Source organism: Streptomyces sp. NPDC046203 (assembly GCF_040646255.1).
Classification (GTDB): Bacteria; Actinomycetota; Actinomycetes; order Streptomycetales; family Streptomycetaceae; genus Streptomyces.
In genome coordinates this window covers 92016-107104 of record NZ_JBEYZX010000007.1, presented here as the reverse complement: position 1 = coordinate 107104, position 15089 = coordinate 92016, and the positions used below count along the sequence as shown (strand labels likewise).

The 15089-nt window shown below is 70.8% G+C and carries 17 protein-coding genes and 1 riboswitch; of the genes, 10 read left to right on the top strand and 7 right to left on the bottom strand.

The features are described 5' to 3' along the window. Nucleotides 1–30: 30 nt before the first annotated feature. Nucleotides 31–1824 carry a phosphomethylpyrimidine synthase ThiC gene (gene thiC / locus ABZ990_RS08430; protein ID WP_361227264.1) on the bottom strand — a complete coding sequence of 598 codons (1794 nt, stop codon included), beginning with the start codon at nucleotides 1822–1824 and terminating at the stop codon, nucleotides 31–33. Then, nucleotides 1819–1934: riboswitch (TPP riboswitch) on the bottom strand. Its footprint overlaps the gene before it by 6 nt. Nucleotides 1935–2005: 71 nt before the next feature. Here thiC and ABZ990_RS08425 point away from each other — a divergent pair. Further along, a complete protein-coding gene (locus ABZ990_RS08425) occupies nucleotides 2006–3373 on the top strand; it encodes a YibE/F family protein (RefSeq protein WP_361227262.1) in 1368 nt (455 codons plus the stop codon). A 19-nt stretch (nucleotides 3374–3392) separates the two neighbouring features. On the opposite strand, the gene ABZ990_RS08420 is transcribed toward ABZ990_RS08425, so the two are convergent. The 4 genes from ABZ990_RS08420 to ABZ990_RS08405 all read right to left on the bottom strand — a co-directional run bounded on the left by ABZ990_RS08420 (nucleotide 3393) and on the right by ABZ990_RS08405 (nucleotide 5846). Continuing rightward, the gene (locus ABZ990_RS08420) at nucleotides 3393–3827 is read right to left on the bottom strand and encodes an SsgA family sporulation/cell division regulator (RefSeq protein ID WP_359880199.1); all 435 of its coding nucleotides are present in this window, start codon (nucleotides 3825–3827) and stop codon (nucleotides 3393–3395) included. Between the two features lie 137 nt (nucleotides 3828–3964). Continuing rightward, the gene (locus ABZ990_RS08415) at nucleotides 3965–4735 is read right to left on the bottom strand and encodes a helix-turn-helix domain-containing protein (RefSeq protein WP_361227259.1); all 771 of its coding nucleotides are present in this window, start codon (nucleotides 4733–4735) and stop codon (nucleotides 3965–3967) included. Nucleotides 4736–5064: 329 nt separating this feature from the next. Next, a complete protein-coding gene (locus ABZ990_RS08410; RefSeq protein ID WP_361227256.1) occupies nucleotides 5065–5280 on the bottom strand; it encodes a DUF5326 family protein in 216 nt (71 codons plus the stop codon). A gap of 248 nt (nucleotides 5281–5528) precedes the next feature. Beyond that, nucleotides 5529–5846, bottom strand: coding sequence for a cupin domain-containing protein (locus ABZ990_RS08405; protein WP_361227254.1), 318 nt, complete (start codon nucleotides 5844–5846; stop codon nucleotides 5529–5531). Nucleotides 5847–5897: 51 nt separating this feature from the next. Here ABZ990_RS08405 and ABZ990_RS08400 point away from each other — a divergent pair, with 51 nt between their 5' ends. The 3 genes from ABZ990_RS08400 to ABZ990_RS08390 all read left to right on the top strand — a co-directional run bounded on the left by ABZ990_RS08400 (nucleotide 5898) and on the right by ABZ990_RS08390 (nucleotide 7973). Beyond that, entirely contained in the window at nucleotides 5898–6275 is a 378-nt protein-coding gene (locus ABZ990_RS08400; RefSeq protein ID WP_361227252.1) for a phage holin family protein, read from the top strand. A 286-nt stretch (nucleotides 6276–6561) separates the two neighbouring features. After that, entirely contained in the window at nucleotides 6562–7458 is an 897-nt protein-coding gene (locus ABZ990_RS08395) for a LysR family transcriptional regulator (RefSeq protein WP_361227249.1), read from the top strand. A gap of 35 nt (nucleotides 7459–7493) precedes the next feature. Further along, nucleotides 7494–7973, top strand: a complete 480-nt coding sequence (locus ABZ990_RS08390) for an NUDIX hydrolase (protein WP_361227246.1) — start codon at nucleotides 7494–7496, stop codon at nucleotides 7971–7973. Between the two features lie 94 nt (nucleotides 7974–8067). Here ABZ990_RS08390 and ABZ990_RS08385 read toward each other — a convergent pair whose 3' ends face one another. After that, nucleotides 8068–8751, bottom strand: a complete 684-nt coding sequence (locus ABZ990_RS08385) for an HAD-IB family phosphatase (protein ID WP_361227244.1) — start codon at nucleotides 8749–8751, stop codon at nucleotides 8068–8070. Between the two features lie 171 nt (nucleotides 8752–8922). Here ABZ990_RS08385 and ABZ990_RS08380 point away from each other — a divergent pair, with 171 nt between their 5' ends. Together ABZ990_RS08380 and ABZ990_RS08375 are read left to right on the top strand one after the other, a co-directional pair. After that, nucleotides 8923–9801, top strand: a complete 879-nt coding sequence (locus ABZ990_RS08380; protein ID WP_361227241.1) for a GNAT family N-acetyltransferase — start codon at nucleotides 8923–8925, stop codon at nucleotides 9799–9801. A 178-nt stretch (nucleotides 9802–9979) separates the two neighbouring features. Continuing rightward, entirely contained in the window at nucleotides 9980–10432 is a 453-nt protein-coding gene (locus ABZ990_RS08375; RefSeq protein WP_361227238.1) for a GNAT family N-acetyltransferase, read from the top strand. A 57-nt stretch (nucleotides 10433–10489) separates the two neighbouring features. On the opposite strand, the gene ABZ990_RS08370 is transcribed toward ABZ990_RS08375, so the two are convergent. Further along, nucleotides 10490–11872, bottom strand: a complete 1383-nt coding sequence (locus ABZ990_RS08370) for a serine hydrolase domain-containing protein (protein WP_361227235.1) — start codon at nucleotides 11870–11872, stop codon at nucleotides 10490–10492. Nucleotides 11873–12031: 159 nt separating this feature from the next. On the opposite strand from ABZ990_RS08370, the gene ABZ990_RS08365 reads away from it, so the two are divergent. The 4 genes from ABZ990_RS08365 to ABZ990_RS08350 all read left to right on the top strand — a co-directional run bounded on the left by ABZ990_RS08365 (nucleotide 12032) and on the right by ABZ990_RS08350 (nucleotide 14989). After that, nucleotides 12032–13240 (top strand): GNAT family N-acetyltransferase, encoded by a 1209-nt coding sequence (locus tag ABZ990_RS08365; protein WP_361227232.1) that lies wholly within the window; start codon nucleotides 12032–12034, stop codon nucleotides 13238–13240. Nucleotides 13241–13340: 100 nt separating this feature from the next. Then, the gene (locus ABZ990_RS08360; protein ID WP_361227229.1) at nucleotides 13341–13973 is read left to right on the top strand and encodes a TetR/AcrR family transcriptional regulator; all 633 of its coding nucleotides are present in this window, start codon (nucleotides 13341–13343) and stop codon (nucleotides 13971–13973) included. After that, nucleotides 13970–14329, top strand: coding sequence for a DoxX family protein (locus ABZ990_RS08355; RefSeq protein WP_361227226.1), 360 nt, complete (start codon nucleotides 13970–13972; stop codon nucleotides 14327–14329). Before ABZ990_RS08360 ends, ABZ990_RS08355 begins: the two co-directional genes overlap by 4 nt. A gap of 96 nt (nucleotides 14330–14425) precedes the next feature. Then, nucleotides 14426–14989 carry a dihydrofolate reductase family protein gene (locus ABZ990_RS08350; protein WP_361227223.1) on the top strand — a complete coding sequence of 188 codons (564 nt, stop codon included), beginning with the start codon at nucleotides 14426–14428 and terminating at the stop codon, nucleotides 14987–14989. Nucleotides 14990–15089 lie beyond the last annotated feature (100 nt).

Genomic DNA, 15089 nt, shown 5'->3' with positions numbered 1-15089 from the left:
GTCAGCCTGTCAGACGGTGCAGGAGGTCGGTCAGCCGTCCGCCATCGGCAGATAGACCCGGTTGCCCGACGCCGCGAACTCCTCGGACTTCCGCAGCATCCCGGCGGCGATCTCCTCGTCGCTCGCCGCCGGAGCATCCCCGCCGAACTGCTCGGTGATGCTCCTGCTGATCTTCATCGAGCAGAACTTCGGCCCGCACATCGAGCAGAAGTGCGCCGTCTTCGCGGGCTCCGCCGGCAGCGTCTCGTCGTGGAACTCCCGCGCCGTGTCCGGGTCGAGGGCCAGATTGAACTGGTCCTCCCAGCGGAACTCGAACCGCGCGTCCGACAGCGCGTCGTCCCACGCCTGCGCGCCGGGGTGCCCCTTCGCCAGGTCCGCCGCGTGCGCGGCGATCTTGTAGGTGACGACGCCGGTCTTCACGTCGTCCCGGTTCGGCAGGCCCAGGTGCTCCTTGGGGGTGACGTAGCAGAGCATCGCCGTGCCCCACCAAGCGATCATCGCCGCGCCGATGCCCGAGGTGATGTGGTCATATGCCGGAGCGACATCGGTGGTGAGCGGGCCGAGCGTGTAGAACGGCGCCTCGTCGCAGATCTCCTGCTGGAGCTCCACGTTCTCGCGGATCTTGTGCATCGGGACGTGTCCCGGGCCCTCGATCATCGTCTGTACGTCGTGCCGCCGGGCGATCCGGTTCAGCTCGCCCAGCGTGCGCAGCTCCGCGAACTGCGCCTCGTCGTTGGCGTCGGCGATCGAGCCGGGCCGCAGACCGTCGCCGAGCGAGTACGTGACGTCGTAGGCCGCCAGGATCTCGCAGAGCTCCTCGAAGTTCGTGTAGAGGAAGTTCTCCTGGTGGTGCGCCAGGCACCAGGCGGCCATGATCGAGCCGCCGCGCGAGACGATGCCGGTCTTGCGGCGCGCGGTCAGCGGCACGTACGGCAGCAGGACACCGGCATGCACCGTCATGTAGTCGACGCCCTGCTCGGCCTGCTCGACGACGGTGTCCTTGTAGATCTCCCAGGTCAGTTCCTCGGCCCGGCCGTCGACCTTCTCCAGCGCCTGGTAGAGCGGCACCGTGCCGATCGGGACGGGGGAGTTGCGCAGCACCCACTCGCGGGTGGTGTGGATGTTGCGGCCGGTGGACAGGTCCATGACCGTGTCGGCGCCCCAACGCGTCGCCCAGGTCATCTTCTCGACCTCCTCCTCGATGGAGGAGGTGACCGCGGAGTTGCCGATGTTGGCGTTGACCTTCACCAGGAACCGCTTGCCGATGATCATCGGCTCGATCTCCGGGTGGTTGACGTTGGCCGGCAGAACGGCCCGGCCGGCCGCGAGTTCCTCCCGTACGACCTCGGGGGAGACGTTCTCCCGGAGGGCGACGAACTCCATCTCGGGCGTGATCTCGCCGCGCCGGGCGTACGCGAGCTGCGTCACCGCGCGCCCGGTCCGGCTCCGGCGCGGCAGCCGGGGACGGCCGGGGAACACCGCGTCGAGGTTCCTGAGCCCGCCGCGCGGCGAGGTGTGCTTGATGCCGTCGTCCTCGGGGCGGACGGGCCGACCGGCATATGCCTCGGTGTCGCCCCGGCCGGTGATCCAGTTCTCCCGCAGCGGCGGCAGACCGCGCCGGACATCGGTGTCGAAGGCGGGGTCGGTGTACGGGCCGGAGGTGTCGTACAGCGTGACGTCGTTGCCGTTGGTGAGGTGCACCTGGCGGACCGGCACCCGGATGTCGGGGCGGGAGCCCTCGACGTATCCCTTGTGCCAGCCCGGCGTGCGCTCCTGCCGCTCGTTCCGATCGGAGGCAGGGGTGTGCGCATCCTGAATGGTCATATGACCGAATCTCCCTACGCCGGCATTACCCGGTAACAGGTTCGGCGGTCGGCGCAGCGAATCGTCAGCGCCCTCTCAGCCCGGTGCTCCGAGCTCCCGCGTGTGCAAAGGCGTCACCACGCTAGCGCCATCTCTGGCGCGCTGAACAGTGGGCCTCGGGCCCTGTTGGGATGATCGACCGGTGAACCCGACGCCCCACGCCCCCGATCCGCACGGCCCCTCACAGGGTCACAGCCACCACCACGGGCCGGCCGCGCCCGTCTCCCTGCACCTGAGAAAGGTCATCGCCGCGGTCCTCGTCCCCTTCGCCGCGGCCGTGGTCGTCGGCCTGGTGATGCTGTGGCCGGGCAGCGCCCCGGCGCACCATCGCACGGGGGTCGGCTTCGACCGGCAGACCGAGCAGGGCAGGGTCGTCTCGGTCGCGCACCTCGACTGCAAGGACGTGAACGCCGCCCAGGCACCGGGCGCCGGGGAGCCGGCCCCGGGGGACGGCGCGGCGGCGAGCGCCGCGGAGAAGCTGTGCGCGAAGGCCACGGTCGAGGTCACGACGGGTCCGCACAAGGGCCGTACCTTCACCGAGATCGTCCCGCCGGACGCACCGCGCCAGCTCCGCCAGGGGCAGGGGGTGATCGTCGCGTACGCGCCGGACGCACCGCGCGAACTCCAGTATTCGGTCACCGATGTGAACCGGAAGGTGCCGCTCGCCGTGCTCGCCGGCATCTTCGCGCTGGTCGTCGTGCTCGTCGGCCGGATGCGCGGGGTGATGGCGCTGATCGCGCTCGTCGTGAGCTTCGCGCTGCTGACCATGTTCATCCTGCCGGCGATCATCGAGGGATCGAATCCGCTGGTGGTGGCCGTCGTCGGATCGAGCGCGATCATGCTGATCGCGCTCTACATGTGTCACGGTCTGTCGGCGCGCACCTCGGTGGCGGTGCTCGGCACACTCGTCTCCCTGCTGCTGATCGGTCTGCTCGGCTCGTTCTTCATCGACTGGGCCTCGCTGAGCGGCAACACGGACGACAACACCGGTCTCATCCACGGTCTCTATCCGGACATCGACATGTCGGGTCTGCTGCTCGCCGGCATCATCATCGGCTCGCTCGGCGTGCTCGACGATGTGACCGTCACCCAGACGTCGGCGGTCTGGGAGCTGCACCAGGCGGACCCGGCCATGGGGCCGCGGGCGCTGTACCGGGCGGGCATCCGGATCGGCCGTGACCACATCGCCTCGGTGGTGAACACCCTGGTGCTCGCCTACGCGGGCGCGGCGCTGCCGCTGCTGCTGCTGTTCTCCATCGCCCAGAGCAGCGTGGGCACGGTGGCCAACAGTGAGCTGGTCGCGGAGGAGATCGTGCGGACCCTGGTCGGGTCGATCGGTCTGGTCGCGTCGGTCCCGGTCACCACCGCGCTCGCGGCGCTCGTGGTGTCGGCGGACCGGCCGGGCGCCGGGGACGCGCCGGCGGAACGGGAAGGGGGACAGCCGGTGGGACGGCCGGCGGGGTGGAGCGGTCGGAAAGGCCGCGGCGGTCGGCGGCGCCGGGCCAAGTGACACCACTCCGGGCGCGGGCTCAGCCCGCGTTCTCCTCGGCGAGAATCCGTCCGAGTGCCGCCTCCAGGTGGTCCTCGAAGTCGCCGAGTGTCCGTTCCTGACCGAGCGGGACAAGCTTGTCCGTACGGTCGAGGAAGGCGACCAGCGGTGGCGCACTCGCCCGGAACAGGGCGCGGTCGCCACCGACCTGGAGCCGGATCATGACATCGGACAGTCCGTCGGGGTCGGTCGGCGCGATGTGCACGTCGCCGTCCCCGCTGGGTCCGTTGATCCCGTCGAGCAGGAGTTCTCGACCGAATGCCCAGGTCACGGGCGCGTCCCCGGGGAGATGGAACGTCATCCGCACCGCGTAGGGGTCACCGGTCTCGTATCGCAGTTCCACCGGGATCCTGAAGGAGAGCTCCTCGGAGACGAGGAAGCTCATCAGGACCTCGGCCTGAACCGTCTCTCGCATCATGTACCCCGCATCGGATGGGCAGTTGTGTACGCAGGCTTGGTGAAAGCTGTGGTCGAAACGGCCAGGAATGATCCACCATGGCCCTCTTGACGCAATCGTGCTGTAAGCGCTAGCAGATCACAAGGAGTGATTTTTCAGATACTGATAGAGAGGGCGAGGGAGGAGAAGAGCGCTCCGACCTCATTGCGTAGCCATTCGACTGCGGGCAGCAACCGTTCTTCCTGGTGCAGCGGCAGGGAAAGGGCCAGCGCGGCGGCCGTGGAGCCCACGGTGATGGGGATGGCGCCACAGACTGTGCCGAGCGCATATTCCTGGCGTTCCACCAGGGGCTCCATTCGCCCTATTCCACCCAAACGGTCCAGAAGCTCATGTTGACTACGCACCGTATACGGCGTGAGGGTTCGGACCGGGTGACGGTCGAGATGTTCTTGACGGCTCTTCGGATCGAGTTGACCGAGAAGGCACTGTCCGAGCGCGTGCGCGTGGCCGGTCTCCCGGAAGTCGGCCCACTCCTCGACGGCCGGGGAGGCCGGAGCGTCGGCGACGGAGACCAGTTCGATCTCGCCCTCGCGGTAGAGGGCGAAGTAGAGGGGCACCCCGATGGTGTCGCGCCAGTGGGCGAGCGACTCCTCGATCTTGGTGCGACGATTCTGCACAGCACCGCCGCCGGCCAGTAGGCCGACGGCGTCACCGAGGAGGAAGACACCCTTCTCACGGCGCAGATAGCCCTCGTGCGCCAGGGTGCGGAGCAGGTGGTACGCGGTGGACAGCGACAGTCCCGCTTCGCGTGCCAGCTGTTTGGCGGGGGCCCCGTCCCCGTGGGAGCCCACGGCCTCCAGCAGTCTCAGGGCCCGCTGTACTGAGCCGATCAGGGTAGGAGCAGCGGGCTGCGAAGCAGTGGCCACAGGTCACCCCCAGGCGTGTCGACGAGTGCGTCGCACCCGCCCGCGGGGGCCTCCCCCGCGCGCCCGCCGCGGCCTGGAACCGTAAAGGCCGAGACCTGAACTTCCGGGAGCGGCAGAGGATTTCCACTCTAATGGCAGGTCACACGGGTACCCCCGTTTCAACCTGCGCGTTCCCCCGGCCGGGCTAAAACCCGACGGAGGCATCGAACCGACGAAGAGCCCGTGCTAGCCGGTCTCACCGCCGGTCCGGTCCATCCCGCCGGTCCGGTCCGTCCCATCGATCCCGGCGGTCCGGCCGGTCCGATGGGGCCGGCCGGGAGCCGTCGGTGTCACCAGCCCCCGCGCGAGCCGCCCGAGGTGACCCGGCGGACCACGAAGATCAGACCGCCGACCAGCGCCACGAAGAGCAGCACCTTGAACACCACGCCGATCACGAAGCTCAGGACCGTGGTGATCAGACCGCCGAACACGGCCAGAGCGATGACGGGTATGGCGATCCACTTCACCCACCACGGCATCCCCGCGAGAATCTCCTTCACCGCCATTGCGCTTACCTCATCTCGGAAGAGTCTTGAAGAGCCCGGAGCCGAAGCCTTCTCTTCGGGCCCGGTGGCCCGCCGGCACCCACCGTGCCGGACACCTTCGATGCTAGAGGCGCCGACCACCCGAGCGGGGGCCGCCCGGCCCTCGCTCTTCCCTGATCCGACCCCTAGGGGCTGCCCGGTGAATCAGGGTGCCGACCCTGAGACCACCCCGGTGACCGCCTCGGCGGCCAGGCCCGCGACCAGCCGGATCACGCCTCCGGCGGGGAGAAGACCACCAGGACCCGCAGATCCTCGGTGATGTGGTGGAAGCGGTGCGGCACCCCGGCCGGCACGTACACCACGCTGCCCCGCGCGACCTGCGTCGTCTCGTCCCCGACGGTGATCGAGGCCCGTCCGCTCGCGACGAAGTACACCTCGTCCTGCCGGTGCGGCTGCTGCGGGTCCAGCGCGCCCGCGTCGAGGGCGTACAGGCCCACCGACATGTTCCGCTCCCGCAGGAACTGGAGGTACGCGCCGTCGTTGGCCGCCCGCTCCGCCTCCAGCTCGTCCAGCCGGAATGCCTTCATCTCTTGTCCGCCCCTGCCGTTGACCAGACCCTGTCTGCCACGATCTGGTACATGAAGAATTTCGTCGTCAAGACGCTCGCCAACGCGGGCGCGCTGGGAGTCGCCATCTGGCTGCTCCAGGACATCACACTGACCGGCGACAGCACCGCCAAGAAGGCATGGACCCTGATCCTGGTCGCCCTCGTCTTCGGCCTGGTGAACTTCCTGGTGAAGCCGGTCGTACAGCTGCTCACCTTCCCGCTCTTCATCTTCACACTCGGGCTGATCACCCTGGTCGTCAACGCACTGATGCTGCTGCTGACGTCCTGGCTGGCCGGGGTGCTCGACCTCAGCTTCCACGTCGAGGGCTTCTGGACCGCCGTGCTGGGCGGCCTGATCATCTCCGTCGTCTCCTGGGCGCTGAACGTCGTCCTGCCCGACAACGACTGAAAACGGCCCGGCCCGGCCCGGCCCGGCCGGCGCCGACGACAACAGAAAGGGGGCGCTCCGAGCCTCCCCCCTCGTGGCTCGGAACGCCCCGTTCCGCGCGGACCACAAGGTCTCGCCCTGTGGACTCCCGCTCGAACAAGGCTAGTTGACTCTGCGTCAGTGTCCAATCACGGTAGCGACAGCGACCTATCGACTTATTTATAGTTGGACGGTTCCGGGGCGCCGCCAGACGGTCCGCCCACCGGCGAAGCGAGTCCGACGGCCGCGAGGCCGGGAGGGGGCGGGCATGGACCTGACCCTGCTGCGCACCTTCGTCACCGTGCACCGGGCCGGATCCTTCACCCGCGCCGCCGCGCTGCTCGGCCTCTCCCAGCCGGCCGTCACCGGCCAGATCCGCACCCTGGAGCGCCGGCTCGGGCGCCCTCTCTTCCTCCGGCAGGCCCGCGGGGTCACCCCGACCACCATCGGCGACGAACTCGCCCGGCGGGCCGCACCGCACCTCGACGCGCTCGTCGAGATCGCCGAGACCGGCCTGGACGAGCAGAACGGCGTCCGTACGCTGCACGCCGCCGGGCCTCCCGAGTTCACCTCGGCCCGGGTGCTGCCCGCGCTCACCCCGCTGGTCGCCCAGGGGCTCGCCGTCCGCTTCAGTCTGCTCGGCAACGCGGAGGAGATCCTCGACGGGCTGGCCGCGGGCCATCACGAGCTGGCCGTGGCCACGGCCCGGCCCCGTGCCGGGCTGTTCACCGCCACCCCGCTCTGCGACGAGGAACTCGTCCTGGTCGCCGCCCCGCGCTGGGCCGGGCCGCTCGCCCCCGGCAGGCCACCGCGCGAGGGCGCCGCCGCCCTGGAGCGGCTGCCCGTGGTCGAGGTGCACGAGTCGCTGCCGTTCGTCACCCGCTACTGGGCGGCCGTCTTCGAGACCAAGCCGTCCGGCACCGCCGCCGTGATCGTCCCCGATCTGCGCGCCGTCCTGGAGTCCACGGTCGCCGGGGCCGGACTCGCCGTCCTGCCGCGCTATCTGTGCGAACCGGACCTGGCCCGGGGACGGCTCGTGGCCCTGCTCGACCCGCCCGTGCCCCCGCTGCGCACCTACTTCCTGGTGGTCCGCACCGGCACGCTCGCCCTGCCGCATCTCGCCCGCGCGCACGAGCGGCTGTTGCGGGCCGCCGAGCAGTGGTGAGTTTCAGGACATCCGGGACGGGCCATTTTCTCCCCATGACCGAACGACCAGTGGTCAAGCGCACCGCACGCGCCATCCTGCTCGACGGGGACGACCTGATCCTCATCAAGCGCACCAAGCCCGGCGTCGATCCCTACTGGGTGACGCCAGGGGGCGGGGTCGAACCGGGCGACCCGACGGTCGTCGAGGCCCTGCACCGCGAAGTCCACGAGGAACTCGGCGCCAAGATCACCGACGTGGTGCCCTGCTTCGTCGACACCGTCGAGCACATCGTCGGCGGCGGCGTCTCCGGGGTGAAGGTGCAGCACTTCTTCGTCTGCCGGCTCGAATCCATGGACACCGGGCAGCGGCACGGACCGGAGATCGACGAGCCGCTGGGCGAGTACGAGATCGTCCGCGTCCCGTTCAGCCGGGTCGGGATCGCCGCCGTCCATCTCGTACCGCTGTCGCTGCGCCACTATCTCGACGGCAACATCGAGGGCGTCCGCGCGATGCACGCCCCCGACCTGGGCTGAGCCACCGTCCACGACACGGTCCGCGTACCGCCGGCCGAACGGCCTCCGGGTCCGGTCGGCGGCGGCCCCTGCCTCGGCCCGGACGCCGGCCGGATCAGCCCCTGAGCCCGGGCGGCACCGCCCCGCCCCGCCGGACCATCGCGTACGCCTCGCGCAGATCGGCTCCGGCGTAGTGGTGCGTCGCCAGGTCCACCAGGTGGTGATCGGCGTTCACCGCGACCGTCTCCGGGACGATCCCGAAGAGCGCCGCGTCCGACATCGAGTCGCCATAGGCCACACAGTCGGCCGGCCGGACCCCGAACCGTTCACAGAGCTCCCCGGCGATCCGTACCTTCGCGGCGGCATTGAGAATGCCGGGGCGGTGGATCGGCCCGGTGAACGGGACCGCGGGCCAGCGCGACCCCTCGGCCGCCTCCACGCCCCAGTCCAGCAGCCGCTCGACGAAGAAGTCGGGCGAGAGCGAGATGACCGCGCAGTGGTCGCCCCCGGCACGGATCTCCGCCCACACCTCCCGGATGCCCGCCAGCCAGGGCGCCCCCTCGAAAGCCGCAGCAACCTGCTCCAGGGTGAGCTCGGCCCACAGCTCCCGCGCCTGGACGGCGAACTCGTCGGGGGCGAGCCCCCGGACCAGGAAGTCCCGCTCCAACCGTTCGATCTCCGTGCTCAGTCCGAGCTGCCGGGAGATCTCCACCGCTGCCGCCGAGCCGCGGATCAGCGTGCCGTCGAGATCGAAGAGATGCAGTCTGTGCCCGCCGCGAGGAGCTTCTTTGTCCGCCATGTATGCCGAGGCTAGTACGCCCGCTCACGCCCCGGAACGGATCCGGGAAGGACGACTCGTCCGACGTGTTTCACGTGAAACATCCACCGGTCGCACCACAGGTCCGTCTCGCCGTCATGGCTCCCGCAAACGGGTGGACACGCTGTCGCCGCGTCGCCCAGCATGATCGCCATGCCGCTTTCACCTCCCTCGCTCGACCAGCTTCCGATCCGGTGTCTGCCCCCGAACGATCTCCTCGCGTGCGCCGATCTTTCCGAGAGCCGGGGCTGGCTCCGGGAAGAGCACAAGTGGGGCCTACTGCTCGCCGCGGGCACCGGCTACGGCATCGACGCCCCTGACGGCGAGGGCCTGGCCGCCGCCTGTGTGGTCACCTCGTACGGACCCGGGCTGGCGGCGATCGGCATGATGCTGGTCGCCGAGCGGTACGCCCGCCGGGGCATCGGGCGACGCCTGATGCGCCAGATCGTGGCGGAGGCCGGCGACACCCCGCTGACGCTGTACGCCACCTCCAACGGCCGGCCCCTCTACGAGGAGCTCGGGTTCTCCGAGATCGCCCAGGTGGAGATGCTCAAGGGCGGCTTCACCTTCGCCGAGCCGGCTCCGGAGCTCCCGCCGGGGGCGTCCGTCCGGCCCGCGACCGCAGAGGACCTGCCGGCCCTCCTCCGTCTCGACCAGGAGGTCTTCGGCGCCGACCGCACCCATGTCCTCGCCCGGCTGCCCGCCTTCGCCGACCACCTGCGGGTCGCCGAGCACGACGGCCGGATCACCGGCTTCGGTGCTCTCTGGCCCAACGTGGACACCCATGTCCTCGGCCCCCTGATCGCCCACGACCCGGAGACGGCCCAGGCTCTGGTGGCCTCGCTGGCCGCCGCCACCGACCGGCCGCTGCGCACGGACATCGACTCCGGACGGCACAGCGCCCTGGTCTCCTGGCTGAAGGCGAACGGCATGGACCGGATCACCCGCACGTCCCTCATGGTCCGTTCGATCCCTGATCTGCCGGGCGACGACCGCCGCCGCTTCGCCCCGCTGACCGTCGCGGCGGGCTAGGCCGTGTCTTAGCGGCAGACCGGGTGCGGGAGAGCGGCAGTCCCCGTGCACGGGCTCCCGGGCACACGTTCCCATGCGCAGGCTTCCGCGCACGGGCCTCAGCAGCAAGGCGGGAGGCGGGCCGGTGACGATCGGCCCCGCCCCGCCTTCCGCCACCGACCGGAAGGACATCCCCCTCATGAGCGATCTCGCGATCCGGCCCGCCACACGCGGCGATCTCCCCGCCATCGTGGCGATGCTCGCCGACGATCCCCTGGGCGCGCTGCGCGAGTCGCCGGGCGATCTCACCCCGTATGCCGAGGCATTCGACCGGCTCGACGGCGACCCGCACCAGCATGTCGTCGTGGCCGTGCGGGCGGACAAGGTCGTCGGCACCCTTCAGCTCACGCTCATTCCCGGGCTCTCTCGCCGGGGCATGACCCGCTCGGTCATCGAGGGCGTCCGTGTGCACACGGACGAACGCGGCAGCGGCCTCGGCACCCGGCTCATCGAGTGGGCCGTCGAGACCTCGCGCGCACAGGGCTGCGGGCTGGTGCAGTTGACCTCCGACGTCACCCGCACCGATGCCCATCGCTTCTACGAGCGGCTCGGCTTCGAGCCCTCGCACCTCGGGTTCAAGCTGAGTCTGTGAGCGGTGACGCGCGCTGTTTCACGTGAAACAGCGCGCACCCGCCTCCGGCGGTGCCGGTCAGAGACCACGCCAGCCGGCCTCGTCCACCCCGCCGGGCACGGCGTCCTTTGGCCCGTACGGCTCCCGGGTGAAGACGAAGGACCCCAGATCGAGATGGCTCACCGCGCCGTCCGGCCGCCGCACCACCCGCAGCGTCTCACCCAGGTAGTAACCGTCGAGACCGATCCAGCCGCCCTCGGGCAGCGGCCGGAACCTCGCCCGCCGCCCGACGCCCCGGAGCGGCTCCAGGGTCACTCCGCCTCCGGGGTTCACCCTCAGCCCGTAGGCCGATGTCCCCCAGTACCAAGGGCCGGTGAGCGCCAGCAGTTCCGGGTCCGCCTCGGCCTCGGAAAGGGGTCGCCAGGGCTCCGGAATGCGCGGCTCGGCCTCGGCGACGATCCGGACGAGATCCGCGGCCACCGTGGGCACGAGGGGCCCTGAGGTGGCGTTCGCGAACGCCACGGCGGCCACACCGTCCTCGACGCTCACCCAGAGGCCGGCGAGGAAGCCCGGCAGCGAGCCGGTGTGGCCGACGAGGGTACGCCCGTCCCGGCGCAGCAACTGGAGTCCGAGGCCATAGCCCCCCTCCGCGTCACCGGCGGCCGGGGGCGCCGCCGGCACCCGCATCTCCTCCACCGACGCCCGGCACAACACCCGGTCGTCGCCCTCGGCGAGGAACGCGGCGAATCTGCCCAGATCCCCGACCGTCGACCACAGCGCCCCGGCCGGCGCCATGATCCCCAGGTCCTCCAGGGGCTCGGACAGCATCACATCGGCCCACGGATGCACCGCCCAGCCCCCGGCGTGCGGGGCGACCGGCCGGAGCGTCGTACGGGTGAGCCCCAGCGGCTCCAGGATCCCGACGCGCAGCGCCTCCTCCCACGACACTCCGCGCACGGCCTCGACCAGCGAACCCAGCAGCGTGTACCCGGGGTTGGAGTAGTGGAACAGCCGCCCGGCCGGATGCGGCATCGGCCGCTCCCCCAGGACGTCGGCCGGCTCCGGCCGGAGGGCCCCCGACGACCGCTCCCACCACGGCGCCGGCGTCTCCGCGGCCAGCCCCGCGCTGTGGCTCAGCAGCTGGGCGATCGTCACCTCGCCCACACCGGTACCCGGCAGATGCTTCTCCAGCGGGTCGTCGAGCCCGAGCAGGCCCTCGTCCCGCATCCGCATCACCAGAACCGCCGTGAACACCTTGGTGATCGAGCCGATCCGGAACTGGGTGCCGGCGTCGGGCGCGTGCCCGTCCACACAACTGCGCGCGCCGAACCAGACGGCCTTCCCCTCCCGCACCACGCCCGCGACGAAGGACGGCGCACGTCCCTCGGTCTGAGCGACGGCGATACGGTGCAGCAGAGCGCGTTCGGTGCTGGGCAGCAGAGCTTCGAAGGATGAGGTCATACCGACATCATCACCCCGCTTCCGGTCGGCGCGGCCCGGATTTCGCGCCATCGGCCGCCGTCTCCGTCCCCCGGTAATTCGCTTGCCCCGGCCTCCCGTCGGGGCTGGACTGTGGCGGGCGCCACGCGTCGTGGGGCCGGTATTCGGGAGGCTGCAGCGTTGAAGATCCGCACGACGACCGATCAGGACTCCGGCGTCTTCGTCGACACACTCCACACCGCGTTCGGGCGCTTCACGGAGACACGGGACGAGGACGGGGGCGGGCTCTGGTGGTCGGCCCTCGAAATGGACCGCTGTCTGCTCGCCGAGACCGACGACGGCCGGCCGACCGGTACCGCCGGTGCGTACTCCTTCGAGCTCACGTTGCCCGGTGGCGCCGTCGTTCCGGCCTCCGGAGTGACCTGCGTCGGTGTGGTCCCGTCGCACCGCCGCCAGGGCGTGCTCAGCGCGATGATGCGTCATCAGCTCGCCGAGATACGGCAGCGCGGGGACTTCCTCTCCGTGCTGCTGGCCTCCGAGGCCGCGATCTACCGCAGGTTCGGCTACGGCCCCGCGACGTACACGCGCCGTCTGACGGTGGAGCGCCACCGGGCCGCCTTCGACCCGCGCCTGGACGGCACGGACACCGGCTCCCTCGAGATCCACCGGCGTGCCGAGTGCGGCGGGCTCCTGGAGGAGATCTACGACCGCTACCGCCGCGCCCAGCCCGGCGCGCTGTCCCGTCCGCCCCACTGGTGGACCCGGGGCGCGGGGCATCCCCCGATCGCCCGTACACCGCGCCATGTCGCCGTCCACCGGGACGCCGGCGGTGTTCCGGACGGGTATGCCGTGTACTCGATCAACGATTCCGGCGTGCTGACGGTCGACGAGACCATCGCCGCCGACGACGCCGTCTTCACGGCCCTGGCCCGCCTGGTCCTCGGCCACGACCTGGTCTCCGAGGTCGTGTTCCGGCACGTCCCGGCCGAGAACCCGCTGCGCTGGCAGTTCACCGACTTCCGCGCCGGACAGGTGGGCAACGAGGGCGACTGGCTCTGGGTGCGGCTGCTGGACGTCCCGCGCGCGCTGACCGCACGCGGCTGGCTCGCGGATGGCGAACTCGTCCTCGATGTCGACGATCCGTTCCTGGGCGAGCACCAGCGCCACCTGCTGACCGTCCGGGGCGGCGAGGCCACGTGCGTCCCCACGGACCGGGCGCCCGACCTGTCGCTGGACGTGAGCGACCTGGGCTCGGTGTATCTCGGCGGGACCACCCCGAGCACGCTCGTCCGCGCGGGCCGGGTCCGGGCCCATCACTCGGACGCCGCAGCGCTCGCCGACGCCCTCTTCCACACCGCGCGTCCCCCGCACTGCCTCCACTGGTTCTGAGCGCGGACCCCCGGGCCCATACCCCTTACGCCCAGGCGGACATGAGTGAGCGTCGGGAACCGTTGCCTCCGCAGGTTCGGCAGGTGTAGCTTCGCTGAACATGTTCACTGAACCTGTTCAGTCACGTGCGGCAAAGCGGGAAGCGACCCGGCAGAAGGTGCTGGCCGCAGCCGAACGGCTCTTCCACGAGCAGGGATTCGGCGCCACGACGGTCCGCCAGATCGCAGCCGAGGCGGCGGTCAGCACCGGAACCGTGATGTCGGTGGGCGACAAGGAAGCGCTCCTCGTCGCCATCTTCGACCACTGGATCGACGACGTGCACCGCGCGAGGAGCGCGACCGGCGCCGGAACCGACACCGGTGCCCCGGCCGCCGGACCGCCCGCGCCCGGCGACCCGGTGGAAGCGGCCATGGCCCTCTTCGAGCCCTTCATCCGGTACTTCGCCCAGGACAGGGAGCTCTCCCGCGAGTACGCGGCGGTCATCGTGCGCGGACAGCGCGAGTCGGTGATCTTCCAGAACCTCGCCCTGTCCCTGATCACCGAGATCGAAGCCGTACTCACGCCCCCGGGGCGGCCGGCCGCCGACGCCGGCCCCGGTGCCCGCGTCGTCTACTTCGCGTATCTCGGCCTCCTCATGACCTTCGCCAACGGCGCCCTCGATGAGCACGACGCGAGGGACCGGCTCCGCGAAGTGATCGAATTCGCGATCGCCCGTGAAGGAGAAGAGCGATGATCGACACCCCCCACCACTGGTGGCTCACGGCACTGCTGGCGCTCGTCCTGTTCGGCGACGCGGTGATGTCGTTCCGACCGCCCGTCTTCATCCAGCGCTGCCTCGACGGCGTCCGGCTGCCACGGGACTGGTGGTGGGCCCTCATCGCGGTCAAGCTCCTGGCGGCGGCCGGACTGGTCGTCGGCCTCCGCTTCCCCGGCGTCGCGTTCGCCACGAACATCGCCGTCATCGGGTACTTCCTCTGCGCGGCATATGCCCACCTGCGGGCGCGGTTCCTCAAGCAGGAGTTCTGGCTCAACTGCCTCGGCATGCTGGCCTTCTCGGTGGCCGTGCTCGTCGTGGGCTACGTGGTCTGACCCCGGGGCGGGCGAGGCGTCGGGACAGGAGCCACGAGGCTTTCCCGCGCCGCGTCGATCCGTACCCGTGAGACCGGAGCACGGAAGGCTGGCGCCATGCGGAAACTGATCTACGGCATGAACCTGTCCCTGGACGGCTACATCGCCGCACCCGGCGACGACATCGGCTGGAGCGTGCCGAGCGACGAGCTGTTCCAGTTCTGGTCCGACCGGCTGCGGGCGACCGATCTGTCGCTGTACGGGCGCAAGCTGTGGCGGACGATGAGCTCCCACTGGCCGACCGCCGACCGGCGGCCGGGCGCCACCCCGGCGGAGACCGCGTACGCGCGCCGCTGGCGGGAGATGCCGAAGGTGGTGTTCTCCTCGACGCTCGACCGGGTCGACTGGAACACCCGCCTGGTCACCGGCGACGCGATCGCCGAGATCACCCGGCTCAAGGCCGAGGAGGGCGGCCCGATGGCCATCGGCGGCGCGACGCTCGCCGGGGCGGCCATGCGGGCCGGGCTGATCGACACGTACCTGCTGGCCACCGCGCCGGTCCTGGTGGGCGGCGGCACGCCGTTCTTCACCACGCTGGACGACCGGGTGAACCTGGACCTGGTGGAGACCCGGACGTTTCCCTGCGGCGTGACCCTGACCAGGTACGACACCAGGCGCTGAGCGCCCGGCTCGCGCCGCGCGCCCCGGCATCCGGCGCGCGGCGCACACCAGGCCATCCCGACCGCGGCGTCCGGATCGCCGCATCCGCGTCGCCGCGACG